Origin of the sequence: Pedobacter sp. AJM (genome assembly GCF_002197755.1) — a bacterium.
Taxonomy (GTDB): Bacteria; Bacteroidota; Bacteroidia; order Sphingobacteriales; family Sphingobacteriaceae; genus Pedobacter.
This window is the reverse complement of sequence record NZ_NHOT01000007.1, coordinates 1-20,092: the sequence shown is the minus strand read 5'-3', so window position 1 is coordinate 20,092 and position 20,092 is coordinate 1. Positions and strand designations below refer to the sequence as shown.

General features: G+C 41.1%; 21 protein-coding genes and 1 tRNA gene. 16 read left to right on the top strand and 6 right to left on the bottom strand.

Annotated features, from left to right (window positions below):
- The first annotated feature begins 3 nt into the window (after positions 1 to 3).
- The 3 genes from CBW18_RS14490 (at position 4) to CBW18_RS14480 (ending at position 1,105) form a co-directional block, all read left to right on the top strand.
- A tRNA-Cys gene (locus tag CBW18_RS14490) sits at positions 4 to 77 on the top strand.
- A gap of 34 nt (positions 78 to 111) precedes the next feature.
- A complete protein-coding gene (locus CBW18_RS14485; protein ID WP_010602219.1) occupies positions 112 to 282 on the top strand; it encodes a hypothetical protein in 171 nt (56 codons plus the stop codon).
- Positions 283 to 388: 106 nt separating this feature from the next.
- On the top strand, positions 389 to 1,105 hold the full coding sequence (locus CBW18_RS14480) for a YoaK family protein (RefSeq protein WP_088302042.1): 717 nt from the start codon (positions 389 to 391) through the stop codon (positions 1,103 to 1,105).
- A 132-nt stretch (positions 1,106 to 1,237) separates the two neighbouring features.
- On the opposite strand, the gene CBW18_RS14475 is transcribed toward CBW18_RS14480, so the two are convergent.
- The 4 genes from CBW18_RS14475 to nudK all read right to left on the bottom strand — a co-directional run bounded on the left by CBW18_RS14475 (position 1,238) and on the right by nudK (position 4,195).
- Positions 1,238 to 2,269 carry a quinone-dependent dihydroorotate dehydrogenase gene (locus tag CBW18_RS14475; protein WP_088302041.1) on the bottom strand — a complete coding sequence of 344 codons (1,032 nt, stop codon included), beginning with the start codon at positions 2,267 to 2,269 and terminating at the stop codon, positions 1,238 to 1,240.
- A gap of 112 nt (positions 2,270 to 2,381) precedes the next feature.
- Positions 2,382 to 3,059, bottom strand: a complete 678-nt coding sequence (locus CBW18_RS14470; RefSeq protein ID WP_322974955.1) for an NAD(P)H-binding protein — start codon at positions 3,057 to 3,059, stop codon at positions 2,382 to 2,384.
- A gap of 38 nt (positions 3,060 to 3,097) precedes the next feature.
- Positions 3,098 to 3,505, bottom strand: coding sequence for an Rrf2 family transcriptional regulator (locus CBW18_RS14465; protein WP_088302039.1), 408 nt, complete (start codon positions 3,503 to 3,505; stop codon positions 3,098 to 3,100).
- Positions 3,506 to 3,610: 105 nt separating this feature from the next.
- Positions 3,611 to 4,195, bottom strand: coding sequence for a GDP-mannose pyrophosphatase NudK (gene nudK / locus CBW18_RS14460; protein WP_088302038.1), 585 nt, complete (start codon positions 4,193 to 4,195; stop codon positions 3,611 to 3,613).
- Positions 4,196 to 4,481: 286 nt separating this feature from the next.
- Between nudK and CBW18_RS14455 the strand changes: the two genes are divergently transcribed.
- The 6 genes from CBW18_RS14455 (at position 4,482) to CBW18_RS14425 (ending at position 12,299) form a co-directional block, all read left to right on the top strand.
- Positions 4,482 to 6,389 (top strand): ABC-F family ATP-binding cassette domain-containing protein, encoded by a 1,908-nt coding sequence (locus tag CBW18_RS14455; RefSeq protein ID WP_088302168.1) that lies wholly within the window; start codon positions 4,482 to 4,484, stop codon positions 6,387 to 6,389.
- A 217-nt stretch (positions 6,390 to 6,606) separates the two neighbouring features.
- Positions 6,607 to 7,884: a DUF5103 domain-containing protein gene (locus CBW18_RS14445; protein ID WP_088302036.1), complete on the top strand. Its 1,278-nt coding sequence runs from the start codon at positions 6,607 to 6,609 to the stop codon at positions 7,882 to 7,884.
- 145 nt (positions 7,885 to 8,029) lie between these two features.
- Complete coding sequence (locus tag CBW18_RS14440) at positions 8,030 to 8,992, top strand: SUMF1/EgtB/PvdO family nonheme iron enzyme (RefSeq protein WP_088302035.1); 963 nt, start codon at positions 8,030 to 8,032, stop codon at positions 8,990 to 8,992.
- 31 nt (positions 8,993 to 9,023) lie between these two features.
- The gene (locus tag CBW18_RS14435; protein ID WP_088302034.1) at positions 9,024 to 10,343 is read left to right on the top strand and encodes a Gfo/Idh/MocA family oxidoreductase; all 1,320 of its coding nucleotides are present in this window, start codon (positions 9,024 to 9,026) and stop codon (positions 10,341 to 10,343) included.
- A 6-nt stretch (positions 10,344 to 10,349) separates the two neighbouring features.
- Complete coding sequence (locus CBW18_RS14430; RefSeq protein ID WP_088302033.1) at positions 10,350 to 11,342, top strand: FAD:protein FMN transferase; 993 nt, start codon at positions 10,350 to 10,352, stop codon at positions 11,340 to 11,342.
- A 30-nt stretch (positions 11,343 to 11,372) separates the two neighbouring features.
- Positions 11,373 to 12,299 (top strand): hydroxypyruvate isomerase family protein, encoded by a 927-nt coding sequence (locus CBW18_RS14425; RefSeq protein ID WP_088302032.1) that lies wholly within the window; start codon positions 11,373 to 11,375, stop codon positions 12,297 to 12,299.
- Positions 12,300 to 12,609: 310 nt separating this feature from the next.
- On the opposite strand, the gene amyA is transcribed toward CBW18_RS14425, so the two are convergent.
- Entirely contained in the window at positions 12,610 to 14,100 is a 1,491-nt protein-coding gene (gene amyA / locus CBW18_RS14420) for an alpha-amylase (protein ID WP_088302031.1), read from the bottom strand.
- A gap of 243 nt (positions 14,101 to 14,343) precedes the next feature.
- On the opposite strand from amyA, the gene CBW18_RS14415 reads away from it, so the two are divergent.
- Positions 14,344 to 14,865, top strand: coding sequence for an acyl-CoA thioesterase (locus CBW18_RS14415; RefSeq protein ID WP_029283387.1), 522 nt, complete (start codon positions 14,344 to 14,346; stop codon positions 14,863 to 14,865).
- Between the two features lie 69 nt (positions 14,866 to 14,934).
- A complete protein-coding gene (locus CBW18_RS14410; RefSeq protein WP_088302030.1) occupies positions 14,935 to 16,125 on the top strand; it encodes a cation:proton antiporter in 1,191 nt (396 codons plus the stop codon).
- Here CBW18_RS14410 and CBW18_RS14405 read toward each other — a convergent pair.
- Positions 16,122 to 16,526: an EVE domain-containing protein gene (locus CBW18_RS14405; protein WP_088302029.1), complete on the bottom strand. Its 405-nt coding sequence runs from the start codon at positions 16,524 to 16,526 to the stop codon at positions 16,122 to 16,124. The genes CBW18_RS14410 and CBW18_RS14405 overlap by 4 nt on opposite strands.
- A gap of 228 nt (positions 16,527 to 16,754) precedes the next feature.
- On the opposite strand from CBW18_RS14405, the gene CBW18_RS14400 reads away from it, so the two are divergent.
- From CBW18_RS14400 to CBW18_RS14380, 5 genes are all read left to right on the top strand, one after another.
- Complete coding sequence (locus tag CBW18_RS14400; protein ID WP_088302028.1) at positions 16,755 to 17,084, top strand: hypothetical protein; 330 nt, start codon at positions 16,755 to 16,757, stop codon at positions 17,082 to 17,084.
- A 461-nt stretch (positions 17,085 to 17,545) separates the two neighbouring features.
- Positions 17,546 to 18,259: a hypothetical protein gene (locus CBW18_RS14395; RefSeq protein WP_088302027.1), complete on the top strand. Its 714-nt coding sequence runs from the start codon at positions 17,546 to 17,548 to the stop codon at positions 18,257 to 18,259.
- A gap of 227 nt (positions 18,260 to 18,486) precedes the next feature.
- The gene (locus CBW18_RS14390; protein ID WP_088302026.1) at positions 18,487 to 18,876 is read left to right on the top strand and encodes a hypothetical protein; all 390 of its coding nucleotides are present in this window, start codon (positions 18,487 to 18,489) and stop codon (positions 18,874 to 18,876) included.
- A 325-nt stretch (positions 18,877 to 19,201) separates the two neighbouring features.
- Entirely contained in the window at positions 19,202 to 19,750 is a 549-nt protein-coding gene (locus CBW18_RS14385; RefSeq protein ID WP_088302025.1) for a transposase, read from the top strand.
- Between the two features lie 26 nt (positions 19,751 to 19,776).
- On the top strand, positions 19,777 to 20,092 hold a 316-nt coding region (locus CBW18_RS14380), incomplete at its 3' end, for a hypothetical protein (protein ID WP_140418686.1).

The following is a 20,092-nucleotide window of genomic DNA, read 5'->3' as shown; positions in this document are numbered from 1 at the left end:
AAAGGTCGAGTGGCCGAGTGGCTAGGCAGAGGTCTGCAAAACCTTCTACAGCGGTTCGAATCCGCTCTCGACCTCCATTTGTACAAATAAAATAATTAAAAGGTTATTACCATGGCAGTTACCAGATTAAAAAGAAAAGACAGAAGAAATAAAAATACAGCTCACCAAGAGGTAGCATTTTTAAAAAGAGCAACTAATATCGAGTTAGGAAGCCGTTCTGCTCAACCTAAAAACGATCAATTGGCTAAAAACAATGCTGTTTTAGCTGGTTTAGCAAAGTAGTTTTTAGAAAGAAATTCTTCTTAAAGATTTAAAGCGTCCTTCTGATCAAAGGATGCTTTTTTATTGGTTAAAATTTGATGTAAATTTATAGCATCAATAAAATTAAATGTTTACGCATCACGGAAAATCAAGAACATTAAGTCATAACCTAAAAATTGCTTCTCTCTTGTCTTTCGTTGCCGGTGTGGTAAATGTTTCCGGTTTTTTAGCCGTCCAAAAATTAACCACAAATGTTACTGGTCATTTTGCATTTTTTGTAGATGAGGTTTTTAAACTTCATTTTGGCGCGAGCATGGCGTATTTTCTTTATATCTTCTTTTTCTTTTTAGGTTCATTTACATCCAGTTTTTTGATAGAAATCATATCCAGAAAGAACATGCGCTATGTTTTTGTTATACCTACCATCATAGAATGTATTATCTTATTTCTTGTTGCCTTATTCGGCAAAACGTTAATTACAGAAAACCCGAATTTAATTGCCTGCAGTTTATTGTTTGCCATGGGGTTACAAAATTCATTAGTCACAAGAATTTCTGGCGCACTTATTCGCACTACCCACTTAACTGGCTTATTTACAGATCTCGGCATTGAACTTTCACAATTATTTTTTCGCAAAACTGAAGAGCAAAGAAGAAAATTAATCACAAACACGCAATTACGATTAAGAATAATCTGCTTCTTTTTTATGGGTGGTGTTATTGGTGGCCTCACTTACCCTTCTCTTGGCCTGCACAATTTATTCATACCAACCATAATTTTAGTATTAGGCTTATTTTACGATACGCTAAAGTTTAAAATCATTCATTGGAAAAGAAATCATTAACAGGAGAAACTGTTTTTAAGATGAACAAACAACCTTAGAGATTTTACATTTAAATTGATCTGCTGACTTAAAATTCTAGATGCGTCAGTAAACGATGTATACTGAAGGCAACCTAAGGATAAACAGAAAACTTTATTTTATCAGCGACTTGCAGATGGATTTAATTAATCCCGGTCCTTCATAAATAAAGCCAGTATACAGTTGAATCAGACAAGCGCCAGCATCCAGTTTTTCTTTCGCATCTTCAGGAGAATGAATGCCACCCACGCCAATAATCGGGAAAGCTTTATTTGATTTTTCGGAGAGGTATCTGATCACTTCTGTAGACCGCTCTTTTACCGGTTTACCACTTAAACCACCCGTTTCCCCTGCCAAAACTTTTTCTGTAGCTAAATTCGCTCTGCTGATGGTGGTGTTGGTGGCGATAATACCGGCAATATTGGTTTCTGCAACAATCTCAATAATATCATCCAATTGGGCATCCGTCAAATCAGGTGCTATCTTTAATAAAATCGGACGTGAAATATCATTTTTGCGATTACGTTGCTGGAGGGTATTCAGAATGTTTTTTAGTGGCTCCTTTTCCTGCAATTCGCGAAGACCAGGTGTATTGGGAGAACTCACATTCACGACAAAATAGTCTACTACATCAAAAAGCCGATCAAAGCATTTAATATAGTCACTTACCGCATCTTCATTTGGTGTAGCCTTGTTTTTACCAATGTTTCCGCCAACCACAATATCAGGATGCCTGTCTTTAAGCAAGCGCAAACGCTCAGCCATCACATCCACACCTTTATTGTTAAACCCCATACGGTTGATCAGTGCCTCATCATTAGGTAAGCGGAACATCCTGGGTTTATCATTGCCCGGCTGTGGCATTGGGGTAACGGTACCTACTTCCACGAAACCAAATCCAAGGTTACTCAATGCTTCTACATATTCACCATTCTTATCAAAACCAGCGGCCAATCCAACCGGATTTCTGAATTTAATGCCGAAAACCTCTTTTTCCAGACCTTTGATGTTAATATCAAAACTGCTCCGGATGATGGTTTTGCCTAAAGGAAACTTATCATTAAACCATTTGAGCCGCTTAACCACAAAGTAATGCACATTCTCAGGGTCAAATTTGAAGAAGATTGGTTTAATCAGGCGATACATGCCACGAAGATAAATAAAATATGGAAAAAAGGGATGATGTAATACGGAAATCGGACAATCGCTTACCCTAATCCCGACACCACATCACCACTTTTCAGGCATCCTGTATTTTTTAGTATGCTGCTGTAAATTGTTCTTGATGATGTGCATTTTTTTCCAGCTCATCGGCAATTACGATGGATAAATCCTCAACAGATAATATCGAACGACCTTCTTCATTAAAAACCGGGGAAGTTTTGCCTAAACGGTACTTACCCGTGCGGCCAATGGTAATCCCAGGATGCATTTCAATAGCCGGACTAAAAAATACCCAGTCCAGATCTGTTTCTTTTTTTAATGTGTTAAAGTAATCCCTAACCGCTGTGGCACCAGGTTTAATATCTGCAGGAAAATCAGGTCCATCTACCAACTGGTGACCATCGATTTGTAAAGTACCGGCACCCCCAATAAAAATATAACGTTTAACACCTGAAGCTTTAACACCTGCCTGAATAGCCTCAGCTCCTGCAACCGTATCGTGATAAAGGTTTGGATTGGTCCAGCCTGGATTAAATGCACTTACCACTGCATCTGCACCCTTTAAAGCCGCAGCTAATGCATCAGTATTTAATACATCAGCGGCAACTTTTGTTACTTTTTCATCTGTACTTTCAATTTTATCGGTGTCACGGGCAATGGCGATTACCTCGTTTCCGCGACTTACCAGTTCATTCAAAAGGGCTTTACCTACAAAACCCGATGCGCCAATCAATGCTACTTTCATGTTTTTAAAATTTAATTGTGATTTAATATTGTAATAATTTTTATTACAGTTAAGGTTAAAAAATTTTAATTGAAATTCAAGGCAAAATCTGCCAGTGTTTGTTTAGACAGGTTTTCAATCAGAGCCTGTTCAGCCTGCGTATACAAATCTGTTAAATGCTGATTGATCTGTCTTCCAATCGGGCATTTCGGATTGGGATCCTTTTTATGCTGCCCCAAAATATGATCTGATTTTACAGCAGTATACACTTCCCCTAGATTAATATCTGCTGCATTCTTCGCTAAAAAAGAACCGCCGCCTTTCCCCTCTTTGCTATCGACAAAGCCATGCTTGCGCAGGTTCATAATTTCTTTGCGCACCAGCACCGGATTAATGTTAATGCTTCCAGCCAGGTATTCCGAACTCATCACCTGCCCTTTCGCATCATGGAGCAAAGTGAGGATATGCAGGGAAACTGGAAACCGGCTGTTCATCTGTAATATTTTTTGTTACAGTACAAAGATAAGCAGTTTCCCTGCTTTTCAAAATTTATTTATTCTTTTGCTAAAAGGAATCATAGCCTTTGTTATCTGGCATCCTTAATCCAATAAATGATGAAGCTGCGCATATTGTAAAAGCATTATGGTTTTTCCATCTTTAATTTCGCCTGTTGCAATCATGCTAACCGCATCATCAAAAGACATTTCCAACACCTCAATATTTTCCTGTTCTTCATGGTGTCCGCCGCCATCACCCACTTTCATTTCTTTTGAATATTCAGCCACAAAAAAATACAGGATTTCCGTCACAGAACCCGGCGACATGTAGGCTTCGAACACTTTTTTTACATCTGTAATTTTATAACCCGTTTCTTCTTCTGTTTCGCGTTTAATGGCAGTTTCAGCATTGTCCTGGTCCAGCAAGCCGGCACAGGTTTCAATCAGCATGCCGTTTTCATTCCCGTTTACATAGGTGGGAAGGCGAAACTGACGGGTCAAAACAACGGTTTTTGCCTGTTTATTATAAAGTAAAATGGTTGCACCGTTGCCCCTGTCGTAGGTTTCGCGACTCTGGGTCTCCACTGATCCATCCTTTTTATGGTATTCGAAAGTGACTTTATTTAAAGTATACCAGTTATCTGACAACAGTTCAGTGTCAATGATCTTAATGTTTTCGTTTTTCATATCAATTGCTTTGCGCCCAAATATATTACTAATCTTGAGTTCACTTCACTCAAATGGTACATAATTTAACTGATCAATCATTTCCATCAGCAATCGCGTCACTATTTAAAAAGAAGGGTAATGACTACAAGTTAGGGTACAATCGTAAACCAGATGCAGTTAATTGCAGGCAAGACACAGCCTGATCTTATTCCATTTACTTATAAAATGGACTGAAATTCTTTTCATTTCCAATTTCATTTTGAAACTAAAAAAAGCCTTTAAAATTCGTACTTTTGCAGCCGAAATGATTTCAATAAATAATTTAACATTCCTGATTGGCTCCAGAGCCTTATATGATGAGGCCAACTGGCACATTAAACCAGGAGACAGGGCTGGCTTAATTGGTGCAAACGGAACGGGAAAATCCACACTTCTAAAAATAATTGTGGGCGAATACGCACCGAGTTCGGGTACAGTTTCCATGTCTAAAGACCTGAAAATCGGTTACCTTAACCAGGATTTACTCTCTTACGATTCACACCATAGCATTTTGCACGTGGCCATGGAAGCTTTTGAGCGCCAGAACAAGCTGCATGATGAAATTGAAGAGCTGCTTAAAAAAATAGAGACAGATTACAGTGAGGAAGTTTTATATAAACTGAGTGATAAACAGCAGGAATTTGAGGCACTTGATGGTTACAACATCGAATACAGGGCCAATGAAATTCTGGCTGGTCTGGGTTTCAGTACAGCCGATCAGTTACGTCCGCTAAATACCTTTTCAGGAGGTTGGCGCATGCGGGTAATGCTGGCCAAAATTCTTTTGCAAAACCCTGATATCCTCCTGCTGGATGAGCCTACCAACCACATGGATTTACCTTCCATTAAATGGCTGGAAAACTATTTAATGGGTTTTGAAGGTGCCATCGTCATTGTATCACACGATAGGTACTTCTTAGATAAAATCGTAAACCGCACCGTTGAATCACGTAAAGGTAAGTTAACGGTATATGCCGGTAATTACAGCTTTTATGTAGAAGAAAAAGCATTACGCGGAGAGATCCAGAAAGGCGAATTTAAAAACCAGCAGGCGAAGATTAAACAGGAAGAGCGTTTAATTGAGCGTTTTAAAGCCAAAGCTTCAAAGGCGAAAATGGCTCAATCACGCATGAAAGCCCTGGATAAAATGGAGCGTGTGGATGATGTAGATGATGATAACCCAACGGTAAATTTCAGCTTTAAATTCACCAAGCCATCCGGCCGCCATGTGGTTCGGATTGAACATGCCACCAAGCATTACCCTAATGTTCATATTTTAGAAGATGCAGAGGCTGTGATTGAAAAAGGCGATAAAATAGCCTTAATCGGTGCCAACGGAAAGGGTAAATCCACTTTACTGAGGATGATTGCAGGCACGGAGAAATCTGAAGGTTTTTGCGAAACCGGGCATAATGTAACTACCACTTTCTTTGCACAGCACCAGCTGGAATCCTTACACCTTGAAAATTCCATCCTGGAAGAATTACAGGCATTTGCGCCAAAACACAGTGATACCGAATTGCGCAGTATTTTAGGCTGTTTCCTGTTTACAGGTGATGATGTGTTCAAAAAAATAAAGGTACTGTCGGGTGGAGAGAAATCACGTGTGGCCTTGGCCAAATCCCTAACCACAGATTCGAACTTCCTGATTCTGGATGAGCCGACCAACCACCTGGACATTCAGTCGGTGAACATCCTGATTCAGGCATTGGAACAGTTTGAGGGTACTTTCATTGCGGTATCTCACGACAGGTATTTCCTGGATAATGTGGCCAATAAAATCTGGTTTATTGAAGGCGAAAAAATTAAGCAATATCCGGGCACGTATGAGGAATATGAAGAATGGAACAGCAAACGTGAAATTCCGGTTTCAAAACCGATACCGGTAAAGATGCCTGAAAAGCAAAAGGAAGAACCTAAACCTGCTACACCAAATACCGCCAGTCAGCTAAAAAAACTGAATGATGAATTGAAGAAAACAGAAACTTCCATTGCTGAACTGGAAACATCCGTAAAAAATATTGAGGCAGAACTGGCTGATGAAAATGTTTATGGCAAAGCGGATAAACTGGCGGAAGCAAATAAGCGTTATTTAGCTACCAAAAAAGATCTGGATCAGCATCAGGCTAAATGGGAAACCTTAGCTGCTGAAATTATGGAGCTGGAAGGTTAAATAATTTTTAATATTGACGGAAGCCACAGGAGTATTTCTGTGGCTTTTTTTTATCAAGTTTAGTAAGTCAATTCTACCAGCCAAATCATCCTTGAGAAGAGGCTTCTCAGTCGACGAAGCCATCTCTTTTGCAGGCCCATCAAAGGGAAATCGCTTCAGCAGATGAAAGATCTGCTTCTCAAAGACGACTTTACGATGAATCTCACTACATTTACTTATGCAAAAACTGATCGTCATCCTTTTATTTTTTATCTCTTCCCTGGCCTTTGCGCAAAACAAGCAAACTTTCAGCAACGAGAACAAAATATACCTGCCCAACATCAAAACGGTAATTTGCTATAACCATTTAAAAGAGCAAAGCATCCCGGTAATTACGTTGAATTCGGCAGAAAAAATCATGCTGACTTTTGATGACCTGCTGGGTGGAACCAAAAATTATTGGTACACGATTGAGCATTGTACTTCCGACTGGCAATCTTCCAGAATCTCCACCACAGATTATCTGGATGGTTTCAATGATGACCGCGTCATTGATTACCGCTATTCCTCAAACACCGTCAGAAAATATACCCATTACGAAATCAGCCTGCCAAATACACAAATCCAACCGAAAATCAGCGGCAATTATATGCTTAAAGTTTACCTGGACAACGATAAAAGTAAGCCTGTTATTTCACAGCGTTTTTATATTCTGGATAGCCAGGTAGCCGTTGCGGGCGAGATCACCAATCCCTTACAGGTGGCAGACCGGAACGCACGGCAGAAAATTAATTTCAGCATCAATTATACCATGCAGATTGCAAATCCTTACCAGGACATCAAAGCAGTGGTGATGCAAAATTTTGATCCGAATACGGCAGTGGTTAATACCCGTCCGGCTTTTATCCGTCCGAATCAGCTGGTTTACAACGATATCAACACCAATGATTTTCCGGGAAATAACGAATTCAGAAAATTTGATACCAGAAGCCTGCGGTACAAAGCAGAAAATGTAAAAGATATTTACCGCGACAACCAGACTGTGAATGTAATGCTTTTCAGAGATGCACCCCGAAACACCGGTGCTTTCGGTAATCAGTTTGATGAAAACGGCAACTTCTTTATCCGCAACACCGATGGCAGGGATGATAAAACAGAATCAGAATACATCGATGTACTTTTTACCCTGAATGCTGCCGCACCAGGTGCCAATGGCGAGGCTTACGTGATCGGCCGTTTTAACAATTATGCACTGAACAAAGAAAATCAGCTGATTTATGATGCTGACCGAAAGCAGTTTTATGCAACCATCTTAATGAAACAGGGCTTATATGATTATGAATACACCTGGCTGAATAAAGATACCAAAACAGTAGAAACCCAGCCATTTGAAGGATCATTCTTTCAAACAGAAAACAGTTACCAGATTTTTGTTTATTATCGCCGCCCGGGTGCACGCTGGGATACCCTAGTGGGTTACACCAGTTTAAGCAATAAGATTCCGGAAGGCAGATAAAACCTTTTAGCATAAATAATAATTGTCATTTACACCTTTATTGTTACATAAATTTTCTTCATTTTAAAATGGGATAATTACTTTAGTCATCAGATTATTGAGTAATTTAAAAACACCTGTTAAAAGGTGTGTCTAACCAATCTATATGTTGAAGAGAATTTTTGCACTGGCATTAATCATCACTGTACACGGGCAAAACTTTGCCCAGGATTCAAAGTCATACACCCAATCCATCAACGGAACCAAATTAAGCTTTGATATGCAGTCCATCCCGGCCGGCACTTTTAAAATGGGCAGTAAAAACGGCAAGCCAGATGAACAACCCCTTCATGAGGTTAAGCTGGATGCTTTCTGGATGGGTAAACATGAAGTAACCTGGGATATTTTTGAACCCTTCCTTTACCGGGATTACGAGAAACAAGCCAGTATCGGTACCATTCCTGCAGAAGTAGATGCCGTTACCCGCCCTACTAAACCCTATTTAGACATGACTTTTGGCATGGGCAAGGAACATCAGCCTGCTGTAGCCATGACCCAGTACAACGCCATTCAATTCTGCAAATGGCTTTATGTACGTACCGGTGTGTTTTACCGCCTGCCCACCGAGGCAGAGTGGGAATATGCCTGCCGGGCCGGTACCACCACTGATTATTCTTTTGGTAACGACCAGGCCAACCTGAAAGATTATGCTTGGTATAAAGCCAACAGCGACAATAAAACGCATCCCGTGGGACAAAAAAAAGCCAATGCCTGGGGGCTGTTTGATATGCACGGCAACGTTAGCGAATGGACATACGACCAGTATATTGCTGATTTTTATGCCAGAGATCAAGCAAAAGTGGCGGTTAATCCCGTGGCCATCCCCAATCAGCTTTACCCGAATGCTGTTCGCGGTGGTTCGTATGATGAAACGCCGGAAAACCTCACCTCTGCTGTACGGCTGGCTTCAGATCCCTCCTGGAAACAACTGGACCCGCAAATCCCTAAAAGCAACTGGTGGTTTCCTGAAGCACCCTTTGTCGGCATCCGTTTAGTTCGCCCGGCCAAAACACCGTCAAAAGCTGAAATTGATGCCTATTACAATAAACAACCGATTAAAGATTTATAATACCAATTGACCAAACCAATATAAACCAAGCATGAAAAAAGAACCAAACGTACACGAAAGACGCGATTTTTTAAAAGCCTCTGCCCTGCTGGCCGGTGGCGCCATTTTAAGCAGCATCCCCCTTGCAGGTGCTTATGCAGCGGGTAGCGATACCATCAAAATTGCACTGATCGGTTGTGGCGACCGCGGAACAGGTGCCGCATTCCAGGCGTTAAGCACCAAATTCAATTTAAAATTAGTGGCCATGGCCGATGCTTTTCAGGATCGGCTGGATAGCAGTTACCAATCGTTAAGCAGCAAGTTTGCCGCCAAAATGGATGTCCCGAAAGAACGCCAGTTTGTGGGTTTTGATGCCTATCAGAAAGCCATCCCCCTGGCAGATGTCGTTTTGCTGGTTACGCCTCCGGGTTTCAGGCCCATTCACTTTGAAGAAGCGGTAAAACAAGGTAAACATGTATTCATGGAAAAACCGGTTGCCGTAGATGCACCAGGCATCAGAAAAGTATTGGCCGCGGCAGAAGAAGCCAAAAAGAAAAAGCTTAACGTGGTGGTGGGTTTACAGAGAAGATACCAGAGTAATTACCGTGAAGCCATGAAACGCATTCAGGATGGTGCCATCGGAGACATCGTTTCCGGCCAGGTATACTGGAACAGTGGCGGGGTTTGGGTTCGTCCACGTACGGCGAACCAAACAGAGATGGAGTATCAGATGCGCAACTGGTATTATTTTAACTGGTTATGTGGCGATCACATCGTAGAACAACATGTACATAACATTGATATCGCCAACTGGATCACCGGGCAGCACCCCATTTCAGTAGAAGGTACAGGAAGCAGGGCCTGGCGCACCGGAAAAGACTATGGTGAAATTTATGATAACCATGCCAATGAATTTACCTATGCCAATGGGGTAAAGATTTACAGCCAGTGCAGGCATTTTGAAGGCACCCGAAACCGGGTTGATGAAAGCTTCCAGGGGACAAAAGGAAAAGTTTACCTATCGGCAGGTAACCAGGCCATTATCTGGGATGCCAGCGGAAAGGAAATTTATAACCACAATACCAAAGGGAACGCCAACCCCTATCAAACCGAACATGATGAACTTTTTGATGCCATATCAAAAGGAGAATATAAATTTACCAATGCCGACTATGGTGCCACAACCACCTTTTCAGGCATCATGGGGCGTTATGCAACCTATTCGGGTCAAACCATTAAGTGGGATGAAGCCCTGGCGGCAAACAATAGTTTAATGCCCGAGCGTTTTGCCTGGGATGCCAACCCGAAATTAATGCCTGATGAGAATGGCCTCTATCCTATTCCTATGCCGGGAAAAACCAAAGTTTTATAAGGTCCTATGTATAAAATCCTGTTCTTGTGTTTACCTGTACTTTTTGCTTTATTTTCTGTAGATGAAATGAAAGCATACAAAATCAGCGGACTGGCACAGGGAACAGATTATACCATCTTATATTATGCAAAGGATAGTGTGGCAACCAAAAGTGGTATTGATAGTTTATTAAAAGTGATTGATCAGTCGATGTCTTTATATCAGAAAGGTTCGCTGATCAATCAGTTTAATGCTGCAGAGAAACAAATCCGAACAGATCGTTTTTTAAATGCGGTGTTGCAAAGAAGTTTTGAAATCAATGCCGATACGAAAGGGATATTTGACATTACTGTTGCGCCGCTGGTGCAGGTCTGGGGTTTTGGACCCAAGCAGGTCAGCACGGTGCCGGATACCGCAGAGATCAAATCCATCCTCCAATGTGTGGGCATGCAAAATCTTAAACTGGAAAAGGGTATACTCACAAAAACAAAGCCCTGTATCCAGATTGACTTAAACGGCATTGCCCAGGGTTACAGTGTTGATTTAATTGCCGCTTACCTGGATCAGAAAGGAATTAAAAGTTATGTCGCTGAATTGGGCGGAGAAATCAGGGTTGCAGGCCCAAAGCCAGATGGTTCGCCTATGAGAATCGGGATTGAAGGTCCCGATCAGAACGATGCACCATCCATCAGGCATATTGCGGTTTTAAATCAGGGCGCCATTACCACTTCGGGTAACTACAGGAAATTTCACCAGAGCGGGAAGAAAAAGATTTCTCACCTGATCAATGCCCAAACCGGCTATCCTTTGGAAAATGAAATGATCAGTGTAACGGTTTATGCGGCAGATGCCATAACCGCTGATGGCTATGACAATGCCTTAATGGGCATGCAACTTCAGGAAGCCCTGAAATTTGTGGAAGAACGCCCAAATCTGGAAGCTTACTTTGTGTACCACCAGCCAGATGGTGCGATTGCCGATACCTTAAGTACAGGATTTAAAAGAATATTAAAACATTAAAACCGGCTTTTACATTTTAACCATCCCTAAATGAAAAGAAGTGAATTTATAAAAAGCAGCCTGCTTACAGCGGGCGCACTTACTGCCGGCGCAGGCATTACCAATACCTTTGCCGCCGGGAAATCCGATCCATCCGCAGCAGATAAAGTGTTCAATATGGATTATGCCCCGCACCAGGGCATGTTTGAAAACCATGCCGGCAAAAGTTTCCTGGATCAGATCCAGTTTATGTATGATAAAGGCTTCCGTTCCATTGAAGATAACGGTTACCTGAACCGACCGGTAGAAGAACAGGAAAAAATCGGAAAACTGCTGACTAAACTCGGTATGCGAATGGGGGTTTTTGTGGTAGATGGCGGCGACAACTGGAAAACATCGCTCACCACCGGTAAAAAAGAGTTTAAAGATAAATTTATTGCCACCTGCAAAAAATCGGTTGAAGCGGCCAAACGCTGCAATGCCAAATGGCTTACGGTGGTTCCGGGATTTTACGAACGCAATTTACCCTACGGCAATCAGTTCGCCAATGTGATTGATGCCATGCGTGCCGGAGCAGAAATTTTTGAACCGCATGGCTTAGTCATGGTGCTTGAAACCTTAAGTGATACGCCTGAGTTATTCCTGCAGAAAACCAATGAAACCTATGCCGTTTGCAAGGCTGTGCAAAGTCCGTCGTGTAAAATTCTGTACGACATTTACCATATGCAGCGCACCGAGGGTGATTTAATTAAAACCATCGATCGTTGCTGGGATGAGATTGCCTATATCCAGATTGGCGATAATCCGGGCAGGAAAGAACCAACCACCGGAGAGATTAATTATAAAAACCTGTTTAAGCACCTGCATGCCAAAGGCTATAAAGGGGTAATGGGCATGGAGCATGGCAATTCAAAAGGTGGGAAGGAAGGCGAATTAGCCGTTATAGCCGCATACCGGGCGGAAGATAATTTCCTGTAGGGTTCGGCATGGTCAACTTAAAGCGTCGTTGCCATGACGAATTTAACGTAAATCGTCATGGCGAACCGAAGTATGGGCTGAGCGATGGTGTGAAGCAATCTTTATAGTGAGCCGTACCAGACAGATGGCTTCGCCTGCTGAAAAAGTCGTCTCGCCTGACGAATTTAACGTAAATTGTCATGGCAAACCGAAGTATGGCTGAGTGATGGTGTGAAGCAATCTTTATAGTGAGCCGTACCAGACAGATGGCTTCGCCGAAGGATCGGGGCAGGCTGTTTTACCTCCACACCACGACGAGTTTGGGAGCAACTTACCCCATTTTCAATACCCATACCGACACACTTCCGGCATTGCAATGAAATTCGGCACAGCCTTTTTCATCAATAACTACTTCCTGCGGCCGGTGACCTAAGGCATCGACAAAGGTTTTACCAGCGAAACGCGTTCCTATCTCCATGGTTTTGTATCCTTCCTCACTGTTGCTCAACACCACTGCAAGGCCACTATTTTCGTGATCATCATCTCCACCCCGGGTCCAGCCCACACAGTTTCCATGGTCGAAATAATCATGTTGTTCACCATAGGCAAGCGCAGCCCTGATTTTACTCATCACCTCCACTTCAGGCAAAATGGCCAGTTCGATATGTACCTCATCCCCTTCCTTGTCTTCATCATCATAAATTCCGCCATATATATCCGGAAAGAATAAACATGGAATACCCTGTAAACGCAACAGAATAATGGCATAGGCCATAGGCCTGAACCAAAAATCAATATAACTTTCCAGGGCCTGCAGCGGTTGAGAATCGTGGTTATCCACAAAAGTAACTGCTGATTCAGGTGCCACCTGCACCAGGGTATTGTCAAAAATAGTCCGCATGTCAAAGGTATTCCCCTCTTTGCTCGCCATGAAAAAGTTATGGTGCAGTAAAGAATCAAAAATCTGCGTCCGCCCTTCCATCAGTTTGATATATTCCAGCTGCGATTCATAATTATCGACGTTCCAGTCTTCTGCCACAATAAAAAACTGCTTATTAAAGGTTGTATCCAGGTGTGCAATCCATTCTTTAATAAAATCAGGGTTGATGTGTTTCACGGCATCCAGCCTGAAACCATCAATGTTGGTCGTGTTAACCACCCATTCCCCCCAATATTTCAATTCTTCAACCACCGCCCGGTTACGGAAATCAATATCACTGAACATCAGGTAATCATAATTTCCAAGCTCTGTAGAAGGCACCTCTTCAAAGCCCTCACCCACAAAATTCTGGATGGAATAAATGGCAGTTTCTTTACGGTCTTCTGCCCAGTCTACCCCACTGAAACATTGATGATCCCAAATAAAAGCAGAATACCTGCCCTTCCTATTGGGAAAGGTAAACTTCGTCCAGGCTTCAATTTCAAAAACATCACTGGTAAATTCGTTCCGGTTTTCAGGGTTTACCGTTCTTACCTTTACTTTCTCCACCTCATCTGCCCCTGCCTTGTGGTTAAAAACAATGTCAGCAATGGCAGTGATGCCCTGCTGCTGCAAAGCCCGGATGGCGGCCAAATATTCTTCCTTTGATCCATATTTGGTATTGATGCTTCCCTTTTGGTCAAACTCCCCTAAATCGAACAGGTCATAAATGTCATAACCAACAGAATACCCACCAGTACTGGCCTTATAGGCCGGAGGCAACCAAACACCCGTTACACCGATTCCTTTCAGGTAAGCAGCCTCTTTCGCCACTTTGATCCATAAGTTTTCTGATTCATTGTAATACCAATGGAAATATTGAATGAGCGTTTGATTCTGCATGTACGGCTGTTATTTTCAGGGTAAATATACGTTTGTTTGGCGATAGTCAGAGAGAGCGTGATGCAGGATTAGTGCCGGGTATTTTGGGTTAGAAGTTTAGCAGTTAAGCAGGTGGCAGGCCGGTAGCTTAGCACGAAAAAAATGCACTCATCAGCAACATGTTCCCCTAGCCCATACTAAACCGCTAACCAATGCTCACCCAACCAAACAACTAACCGTCTTTTTGATTACTTTTGCTGGATTATGAGTCTGAAAAATAAATTTGCCAGAGAGAGTTTTACCATCATGAATGAACTGGTATTACCCAATGATACCAATACGCTGAATAACCTGATGGGTGGTCGGTTACTGCATTGGATGGATATTGCGGCAGCCATTTCTGCGCAGAAACACTGCAACCGGATTGTGGTAACCGCCTCTGTTGATAATGTATCTTTCAAACACCCCATTAAACTGGGTGATGTCATTACCATTGAGGCGAAAGTTACCCGGGCTTTTAATACTTCTGTAGAAGTGCGTTTAGATGTGTGGGCAGAAAATATCCCAAGCGGTGCACGCCAGAAAAGCAATGAGGCTTATTATACTTTTGTAGCGCTTGATCAGAGTGCCCGGACCATTCCTGTACCCGAGCTGATTCCGGAAACGCCCGAAGAGCTGGAACTTTTTAACGGTGCCTTGCGCCGCAGGCAATTGCGACTGGTTTTGGGTGGAAAAATGAACCCTGATGATGCCAGCGAACTGAAAGCCCTCTTCTTTAAAGCCTAAATTTTACATCAAACTTCTTTCTGCTTCATCTGTTTGTCTTATTTTAGCAGCTTATCATTCGCAAAAAATATGACAACCTATACCATACTGATTATTTTAAGCGGATTGGTCATCTTCTCCTATCTGTTTGACTTAGTGGCCAGTAAAACCAAAGTACCGTCGGTTTTACTGTTGCTTTTACTGGGTATTGGCCTCCGCTTCCTGGTTGATTACCTGAACATCCATACCTTTAATTTCCTCTCTATTTTACCTACACTCGGCACCGTAGGCTTAATCCTCATTGTTTTTGAGGGTTCACTTGAGCTGAAATATGACCGCGAAAAAAATAAAATCATCAAAAGTGCTTTCTTCTCTGCCTTAACCATTTTGCTGGGCACCGTTACCATCATTACGCTGATTATTTACCAGATTACCCATAAAGATTTATATACCTGTATTGCCAATGCCATTCCGTTCAGCGTAATCAGTTCGGCCATTGCCATCCCCTCTGCGGCCGCCCTGGGGAAACAAGACCGGGAATTTGTGATTTATGAATCTTCCTTTTCTGATATTCTCGGCATCATCCTGTTTAATTTCGCCATCACCAACCATTCCATTACCACGTCGGCTTTTATTGGCCTGGGCCTGAGTACCTTTTTGATTATTCTCTTATCGGCAATTGCCTGCGTGGTGCTGCTTTATATTATGGGTAAACTGATGCACCATATTAAGTTTTTCCTGATCATTTCCATTCTGATCCTGGTTTACGCCATCGGGCAATCGTACCATTTATCGTCATTGGTGTTAATTCTGAGTACCGGATTGTTTCTGAACAATGCTGATACCATTCAGAATGCCTGGTTCAGGGGGGTATTTTTGTATAAGAATCTTACCGCCGATTTATCTCAGCTTTATCAGCTTTCTGCTGAAAGTGCCTTTATTTTGCGCACGTTTTTCTTCGTGATTTTCGGCTTCACCATGAACATCAGTGAGCTGAACGATAAACCCGTACTGGCCAACGGACTTTTTATCCTGATCACCATTTATGCCGTCCGTTTTTTCTTCCTGAAGGTTTTCAAAAAGGGTGGGCTAACCCCTATCGCCTATATTGCGCCCCGCGGACTGATCAGTATTTTACTTTATTTTAACCTGCCCGCTTCACTGAAGATTCCGGAGGTAGGTACATCCTTTTTATTCCTGGTGGTTTTGGGTACCAGCATTGTCATGACGCTGGGCATTACCTTAAGTAAAACCAGAACGGAAGAAATCCCGGCAGCTTAGCTGCCCATTTCTAAAATTTTATCAAATTCCGCAGCTTTTAAAGGCATGACCGATAAACGCCCCTGGCGCACCAATGAGATATCAGAAAGGCTGGGCTCTGCTTTAATCTGCTCCAGTGTTACCGGGTTTTTTAATGATTCTACGGGTACCAAATCGACCACCACCCAGTTTTTATCATCCGTGGTAGGGTCCTGGTAAGATTCTTTCACCACCTTCGCTACGCCCACTACATTTTTGCCTTCATTGCTGTGGTAATACAGCACCAAATCGCCTTCTTTCATGTCCCTAAGATTGTTTCTGGCCTGGTAATTCCGAACGCCATCCCAAAAGGTACGGCCATCTTCATTAAATTTTTCCCAACTGTATTTAAAAGGCTCTGATTTTACTAACCAATGGTTCATATTGTATTTGATTTTAAAGGGGCTTTAATCTAAGTTTCAAAACTAATAAAATGGAATGGATTAGGAAATAGGTTGAGAAATAAGCGATAACGTTGATAGGTTGATATACTTACTTATGTGTAATTATGGTTTACCACATTTTATTCTTCATAAATGATTTACATTTATAAGTTCAACAGGGAGGCCGAAAACTGCATTTTGAAAGAGTAGGCAATTAATTACTTGAAAATGAAAAAATTATTGCTTTTAGTACTAGTTGCATTTGGATTCACATCATATGCACAAACTATAAAATCTACATCGGGATATTACAAACCCAGCACTCAAACTTATGTAAAGCCTTATATAAGTACTTCGCCGAATAATACTAATATTGATAACTTTTCGACAACTGGAAACACAAATCCTTATACTGGAACATCTGGCACACGTGCACAAGATTATTCACCTGCCGCTAACAATTATGGAGAGGGAAAATCAATTCAAACTGGTTCACGTGGCGGTCAATACTATATTAATAAAAGTGGAAATAAAACTTATGTTCCGAAACGCTATTAATTTTAATAGTATAGCGGAAGTTTAAACGAAATTTCCTCCGCTGGCGCACGCGTGCCGCGTGTGAAAGCCCCTCGTTATGTTCTAAAAAACTCTTGTGGGCAAATATTACTCTTTTTGATGCTTAATATAATAAAGCACACGCGACACGCGTGCGCCAGCAAAGAGCTAAACCTTTATCACTTGATTTAAAAGTTCATATAATGGAGTTTGATCGTGATATGGCTGACACCATGCCTATAATTGAATATGCTTTTGCAAAGCAACTTAAACCACTAGCGGGGAAACACAGATAGGAGAAGTCGATTTGATGGTATATAAAATTTATATACTTTTAATCCTAATTGATAAATACGCTACTTTCATTCGCCAATCTGCCCAATCCTGGGGTAACTAAGCGCTACAGTATAGCGTTTATATCTTACTTTTAGAAAATAAACAAACCAATTCTATTGATAACGATTATGAAAAAAACAATTACCTTTTTAATTTTACTATTGTCAGGCATCAATATTTATGCCCAGGAAAATATTGATTTATTGACATACGAAAACACCCAAGACATTAATTTTTTTAACTCCATTAAAAATGGTGCGCAGGTAAAAGAGTATGTAACGGTTAGTAAGAATAGTGTAAAGATAGGTGACACTTTAATGCTAGGAACGCCTACTTCTCAAGAAATGAACACCAGGACTTACTCAGGCAGTTATGGCACCAAAGCAAGAGGAGGCGTAGCACAATCGAGAAGTACTTCTAAAAAAACTTACGAATTCTTACAAATGGGCAGGCCTGCTGGGTTTGGAAGTATTATGGCTGCTATGAATGGGGATGCGCAGAGTATGGCAGATAATAGTTTAAAAAACACCTCTGTAGTGGTCAATGAAATAAAAACATATCACAGAGGCAGTAAAAATAAACCTTTGTATGTTGTTATGGTTTTAGGTGAAATAAACGGTAGAGCTTTTGGCATAAATAAGTATTTGAGTGTAATGGATACAGAGTTAGCTATTGAGTCTGGTGAAATTTTATTAAAAAATAGAAAGATGACTAGAGATGAGGCTATTACGAAACTAAAAGAGGCAAAAGAATTAATGGAAATTGATATGATGAGCAAGGAGGATTTTGAAAAACTAAAAAAAGAACTTGCTCCTATTATTACTGCTAAACTCCAAAACTAGTACTTACTGTATAAGATTTGCCAAAAAAGGTTTTTTCTCTCGCTAGCGCATGCGTGCCGCGTGTGAAAGCTCATCGTTATGTTGAGTTCTATTAACCCCCCCTAGCTAGCGCACGCGTGTCGTGTGTGATATAAATAATTAATATCCAAGAGTATAAAAGGCACACGCGGCACGCGTGCCCAGCAATAAGAAAATTTTAAATAAATAGTTCGCAACTTCGCCAAACCATGAAGAAGAATACTTACGACATATTTCTAGACGATCTTAAAATAGGAACAACTGAACTTGAAAAAGCAGATGCTCCAATGGGTGTTGTTTTTGGGAACATGAAACTATTTGAAATTTCATCAGGTTATGAATTTTTTAAAAGGTACTGCATTAAAAATGGAATTGAAATCCTTGCTGATTTCCCAGATGACAAACTTATTGCAACATCAAATATCCAGTCTTTAAAAATCATTAATGCAAATGGAATTGAGATTAAAGGTCAGGCAGCAAATATAAATGGTATGGATAGCGACGTTTTTGAGATTACGGTCTTGGCCATACCTTATCCTTTCTTCGAAGAGCAATTTCATCACCACGTTAAAGCATATAAAAACCAAAAAATCTTTTAAAAAAGACCGATGAAATTGACCGACAAACAAATAGAATTTGGTTTCAATTACTACTTTAAAGAAGAACATGATCTGATCTAATCGGTTGTGGAAGTTTCAGAATATAATGAGGAAGAAAAACTCCCTCGCTAGCGCACGCGTGCCGCGTGTGAAGATTTAATTGCTATATTTTTTCCGACTATTTATATTATCTTTAACACACAATCACCTCTATAAATAGAACGATCATCTACTGTCATTCCCTTAGCTGATCAGTTTAACTCATCCTTTTTATAAAAAAGAAAATGCCTTCTTACCAGCACAGGTATGAACTAAACTTAATTGAATGAGCCGTAAATATAAATTCTATAATAAAGAAGGACTATATTTTGTAAGTTTTGCAACAGTTTATTGGATAGATGTATTTGTACGCCATATATATTGTGATATTTTTGTAGACAGTTTATCTTATTGCAGGAAAAACCTTGGTTTAGAACTCTATTGCTGGTGCATTATGCCCAGCCATGTACATTTGATATTTAGTGCAAAAAACAATAATCCAGCTATTTTATTGGGAAGAATAAAAGAGCATACTTCTAAGGAAATTGTTAGAACAATTATCGAAAACAGTCAGGAAAGCAGAAAAGATTGGCTACTCTGGATGTTTAAACGGGCTGCGTCAAAAAGCAGCAATGTGAAAGGCTATCAATTTTGGCAACACCATAATAAACCAATTGAATTATGGAGTACGCCCGTTATTGAGCAAAAGGCAGATTATTTACATGAAAATCCTGTTGTAGCTGGTTACGTTAACGAGGCATGGCATTGGAAATATAGTAGTGCAATCGATTATAGTGGCGGCAAAGGACTGATAGATTTGGAGGAATTGGGGTAGGCACACGCGGCATGCGTGCGCCAGCAATGAGCAGACTGCAACGTCTGAACTATCAACTGCAACGTCTGAACTATCGACCGCAACGTCTGAACTATCGACCGCAACGTCTGAACTATCGACCGCAACGCCTGAACTACCGTGGCAAAAGGGTAAATCTGTATGGTACAAATGCTTATATTATTGGTGTTTTTGACGATTATGTTTGGGATTCGCCTTATAAATCTAATAACCCACAGGTTGTATTTTTAAATCCAAAGCAAACAGGTACCATTACAATGCGACTGAATAACGCAAACAGTTTGCAAAGTAATATTGAAACCATCAGCAGAATTGCAAAGGTTT

What these genes read in the sequence shown, in the direction of transcription:
- CBW18_RS14410 (WP_088302030.1), top strand. Translation starts at nt 14,935, where the DNA reads ATGACAACCTATACCATACTGATTATTTTAAGCGGATTGGTCATCTTC.
- CBW18_RS14415 (WP_029283387.1), top strand. Translation starts at nt 14,344, where the DNA reads ATGAGTCTGAAAAATAAATTTGCCAGAGAGAGTTTTACCATCATGAAT.
- CBW18_RS14405 (WP_088302029.1), bottom strand. Translation starts at nt 16,526, where the DNA reads ATGAACCATTGGTTAGTAAAATCAGAGCCTTTTAAATACAGTTGGGAA.
- nudK (WP_088302038.1), bottom strand. Translation starts at nt 4,195, where the DNA reads ATGAAAAACGAAAACATTAAGATCATTGACACTGAACTGTTGTCAGAT.
- CBW18_RS14485 (WP_010602219.1), top strand. Translation starts at nt 112, where the DNA reads ATGGCAGTTACCAGATTAAAAAGAAAAGACAGAAGAAATAAAAATACA.
- CBW18_RS14385 (WP_088302025.1), top strand. Translation starts at nt 19,202, where the DNA reads ATGAGCCGTAAATATAAATTCTATAATAAAGAAGGACTATATTTTGTA.
- CBW18_RS14480 (WP_088302042.1), top strand. Translation starts at nt 389, where the DNA reads ATGTTTACGCATCACGGAAAATCAAGAACATTAAGTCATAACCTAAAA.
- CBW18_RS14400 (WP_088302028.1), top strand. Translation starts at nt 16,755, where the DNA reads ATGAAAAAATTATTGCTTTTAGTACTAGTTGCATTTGGATTCACATCA.
- amyA (WP_088302031.1), bottom strand. Translation starts at nt 14,100, where the DNA reads ATGCAGAATCAAACGCTCATTCAATATTTCCATTGGTATTACAATGAA.
- CBW18_RS14440 (WP_088302035.1), top strand. Translation starts at nt 8,030, where the DNA reads ATGTTGAAGAGAATTTTTGCACTGGCATTAATCATCACTGTACACGGG.
- CBW18_RS14390 (WP_088302026.1), top strand. Translation starts at nt 18,487, where the DNA reads ATGAAGAAGAATACTTACGACATATTTCTAGACGATCTTAAAATAGGA.
- CBW18_RS14455 (WP_088302168.1), top strand. Translation starts at nt 4,482, where the DNA reads ATGATTTCAATAAATAATTTAACATTCCTGATTGGCTCCAGAGCCTTA.
- CBW18_RS14475 (WP_088302041.1), bottom strand. Translation starts at nt 2,269, where the DNA reads ATGTATCGCCTGATTAAACCAATCTTCTTCAAATTTGACCCTGAGAAT.
- CBW18_RS14435 (WP_088302034.1), top strand. Translation starts at nt 9,024, where the DNA reads ATGAAAAAAGAACCAAACGTACACGAAAGACGCGATTTTTTAAAAGCC.
- CBW18_RS14395 (WP_088302027.1), top strand. Translation starts at nt 17,546, where the DNA reads ATGAAAAAAACAATTACCTTTTTAATTTTACTATTGTCAGGCATCAAT.
- CBW18_RS14445 (WP_088302036.1), top strand. Translation starts at nt 6,607, where the DNA reads ATGCAAAAACTGATCGTCATCCTTTTATTTTTTATCTCTTCCCTGGCC.
- CBW18_RS14425 (WP_088302032.1), top strand. Translation starts at nt 11,373, where the DNA reads ATGAAAAGAAGTGAATTTATAAAAAGCAGCCTGCTTACAGCGGGCGCA.
- CBW18_RS14465 (WP_088302039.1), bottom strand. Translation starts at nt 3,505, where the DNA reads ATGAACAGCCGGTTTCCAGTTTCCCTGCATATCCTCACTTTGCTCCAT.
- CBW18_RS14430 (WP_088302033.1), top strand. Translation starts at nt 10,350, where the DNA reads ATGTATAAAATCCTGTTCTTGTGTTTACCTGTACTTTTTGCTTTATTT.